The organism is Acidovorax sp. KPB24-07, assembly GCF_057543315.1.
Genome location: NZ_BAAJYS010000406.1, coordinates 1 through 2,863, shown reverse-complemented (window position 1 = coordinate 2,863; position 2,863 = coordinate 1). Strand labels below are relative to the sequence as shown.

The window sequence follows — 2,863 nt, the reverse complement described above, 5'->3', positions numbered from 1 at the left end:
GGCCAGATCGACGGCCACGGGCGTGAACGCGGCGTGTTCGATGGCCGGCGCGGCCACGTCCAGCCCGCTCACGTGCCAGCCCGCGGCCAGCAGCGACTCGGCGATGGCGCGGCCGATGCCGCTGCTGCTGCCGGTGACGGCGGCATGGGCGCCTGGGGGCGGCGTGCCGTCATTCCGCACGGATGTTGCCCTCGGTCACGATCTTCTGGGAGCGCTCCATGTCGGCGCGCTGGAACCTGGCGAAGTCGTCCACGCTGCCCGGCGTGACGAGCAGCCCCTGGTCCTTGAGCTTCTGGGCCATGTCGCCGGCCAGGGCCTTGTTCACCTCGGCGTTCAGGCGCTGCACCAGCAAGGGCGGCGTCTTGGCCGGGGCCCACAGGCCGTACCAGCTGTAGAACTCGAAGCCGGGAAGGGTCTCGGCCACCGTGGGCACGTCGGGCAGGTTGGGCACGCGCTGGGCGGAGGTCACGGCCACCACCTTGAGCATGCCGCTCTTGTGGTACTGGAGCGAGCCGAGGATGGGGTCGATGAAGCCGTCGATCTGCCCCCCGATCAGGTCCTGGAAGGCCGGCGCCGTGCCCTTGTAGGGCACGATGAGGTAGTCGATCTTGCCGGCCCGTTTCAGCAGCTCGGTCGAGAGATGCCCGGCCGAGCCGATGGAGCCCACGGCGAAGGTCATCTTGCCCGGGTGGCTCTTGGCGTAGCCCAGCAGGGATTTGATGTCGGTCACCGGCAGGTCCTTGTTGACCGCCACCGACAGGGGCGCCTTGGCCACCAGCGCCACGGGCGCGAAGTCCTGCGTGACGCTGAACGGCACCGATTTGAGCGTCATCGGCGCGGTCGTGAAGGTGGAGGCGCTGAACAGCAGCGTGTAGCCGTCCGCCGCGGCCTTGGCGACCGCGTCGCCGCCGATCACGCCGCTGCCGCCGGGCTTGTTGTCGATCACGAAGCTCTGCCCGGTCTGCTCGCCGAGCTTTTGCGCCAGCATGCGGCCCACGGCGTCCAGCGTGCCGCCCGGCGGGAACGGGATCACCACGCGCACCGGCTTGTTCGGGTAGGTCTGCGCGAAGCCGCTGGCGGCGGCAGTGAGCGCGAGGGCGCCGAGGACGGCGCGGAGGAATGGCTTGCGTTGCATGGCGTGTCTCCTGTCTTTATGGGGTCGCGAATGTCCGGTGCGGGCCGTGCGGTGCGGCCCGTCTTGTCATGGCACCCGCAGATCAGCGCTGCAGCAGGCCCGCCTGCCGGACGGCGGCGCGCAGGGCCTCGACCTCCTGGGCGTTGGGCGCCTCGGTGGGTGGGCGCACGGTGGCGTCGTCGATCACGCCGGCCAGGTACATGCCGCCCTTCATGCGCGCATGGGCCTCGCCCGTGGGCTCGCCGCCGCCGTACACCGCGTCCTTGAGCGGCGTGATGACGGCCTGCACGGCCATGGCTTTTTTCAGGTCGCCGGCCTTCACGGCGTTCCACAGGTCGATGATGAGCTGCGGGATGAAGGTGGCGAAGCCCACCAGCGCGCCATCGACGCCCTGCACCATCGAGGCCAGCAGGTATTCGTCGTGGCAGGTGAGGATGGCCTTGGAGGCGTCGGCCTCGCGGATCGCCTGGATGTCGCGGGCGTACTTGTTCATGTCGCGCTGGCCCACCTTGAAGGCCTGCAGGTAGGGCAGCCGGGCGAGTTCGGCCAGCAGTTGCGACGAGTACGAGGCGCGCGTCCATGCCGGGTACACGTGGCACACCAGGTCCAGGCCCGGCGCGGCCCGGTGGATGGCCTCGAAATATTGCAGCGCATGGCCCGGCGTGAAGCCGAAGCGCAGCCAGTGGTGGGGCGGCATGACGTCCAGCGCTACGGCGCCGGCGGCCTGGGCGGCACGGGCATGTTCGGCGGCTTCGGCCAGGCCCTCGCAGACGATGGAGGAGATGACGGGCGTGCGGCCCTTCAGTTCGTCGGCCACGATGCGGGTGACCTCGGCGCGCTCGGTAGGGGTGAGGGAAAACACCTCGCCGGTGTGCCCGTTGGTCATGATGGCCACCACGCCCTCGTGGCCGGCCAGCCAGGCGGCGAGCTTGCGCAGGGCGGGCTCGTCGATGCGGTGGTCGGGGGTGAAGGGGCACGAGATGGCGGGGATGATCCCGCGATAATTCGCGATGGAAGGCATTCAAGGTCTCCGTTATGGGTGCAGGGGAACGACAACGCAGCGGATCTTCCGGCGACGGCCCCGCACCGTCCAATACCCGAATCGCATACATCTATCTGCACGGAACACGACGCCCATGGGACCTGGCAACCGCCCCCTCGATCTCGAATGGCTGGAAGACTTCCTGGCCCTGGCCGAGTGCGGCAATTTCTCGCGCGCCGCCGAGGCCCGGGCCATCGCCCAGCCCGCGTTCAGCCGCCACATCCGTGCGCTGGAGGAATGGGTGGGCGTGGAGCTGTTCGACCGCAGCGCGCACCCGGCCGCCCTCACGGCGGCGGGGCAGCGCTTTCTGCCCCTGATGGAAACCCTGCTGGCCAACCTGGAGGCCGCGCGCATCAAGGCGCGCGCCGCGCACGACACGGCGGCCGCCAGCCTGCGCTTCGCGGCCACGCACGTGCTCTCGCTCACCTTCTTTCCGCGCTGGCTGGGCCAGCTGGAGGCGCAGCTGCGCCTGGGGCCCATCCAGACCATGTCGGACAGCTCCCGCGCGTGCGAAGACCTGGCGCTGCAGCGGCGCGTGCAGTTCGTGCTGTGCCACGGCCATGCGGAGGCGCCCGGGCGCCTGGACGAGGCGCAATACCCCATGCAGCGGCTGTCGGACGACGTGCTGCAGCCGGTGAGCGCGGCGGGCCCCGACGGCGGGCCGCTGCACGCCATCGGCCGGGACG

General features: G+C 70.3%; 4 protein-coding genes. 1 reads left to right on the top strand and 3 read right to left on the bottom strand.

What is annotated here, in order from left to right:
• The 3 genes from AC27IQ_RS21710 to AC27IQ_RS21700 form a co-directional block, all read right to left on the bottom strand.
• Positions 1-180, bottom strand: a 180-nt coding sequence (locus tag AC27IQ_RS21710) for an SDR family NAD(P)-dependent oxidoreductase (protein WP_487090749.1), incomplete at its 3' end; no start/stop codon positions are given.
• A complete protein-coding gene (locus tag AC27IQ_RS21705; protein WP_487090748.1) occupies positions 170-1,135 on the bottom strand; it encodes a Bug family tripartite tricarboxylate transporter substrate binding protein in 966 nt (321 codons plus the stop codon). The genes AC27IQ_RS21710 and AC27IQ_RS21705, both read right to left, overlap by 11 nt.
• Before the next feature lie 82 nt (positions 1,136-1,217).
• Positions 1,218-2,156 carry a dihydrodipicolinate synthase family protein gene (locus tag AC27IQ_RS21700; protein WP_284411542.1) on the bottom strand — a complete coding sequence of 313 codons (939 nt, stop codon included), beginning with the start codon at positions 2,154-2,156 and terminating at the stop codon, positions 1,218-1,220.
• A 115-nt stretch (positions 2,157-2,271) separates the two neighbouring features.
• Between AC27IQ_RS21700 and AC27IQ_RS21695 the strand changes: the two genes are divergently transcribed.
• Positions 2,272-2,863: LysR family transcriptional regulator (locus tag AC27IQ_RS21695; RefSeq protein WP_487090747.1), on the top strand; the 592-nt coding region annotated here is incomplete at its 3' end.

What these genes read in the sequence shown, in the direction of transcription:
- AC27IQ_RS21705 (WP_487090748.1), bottom strand. Translation starts at nt 1,135, where the DNA reads ATGCAACGCAAGCCATTCCTCCGCGCCGTCCTCGGCGCCCTCGCGCTC.
- AC27IQ_RS21700 (WP_284411542.1), bottom strand. Translation starts at nt 2,156, where the DNA reads ATGCCTTCCATCGCGAATTATCGCGGGATCATCCCCGCCATCTCGTGC.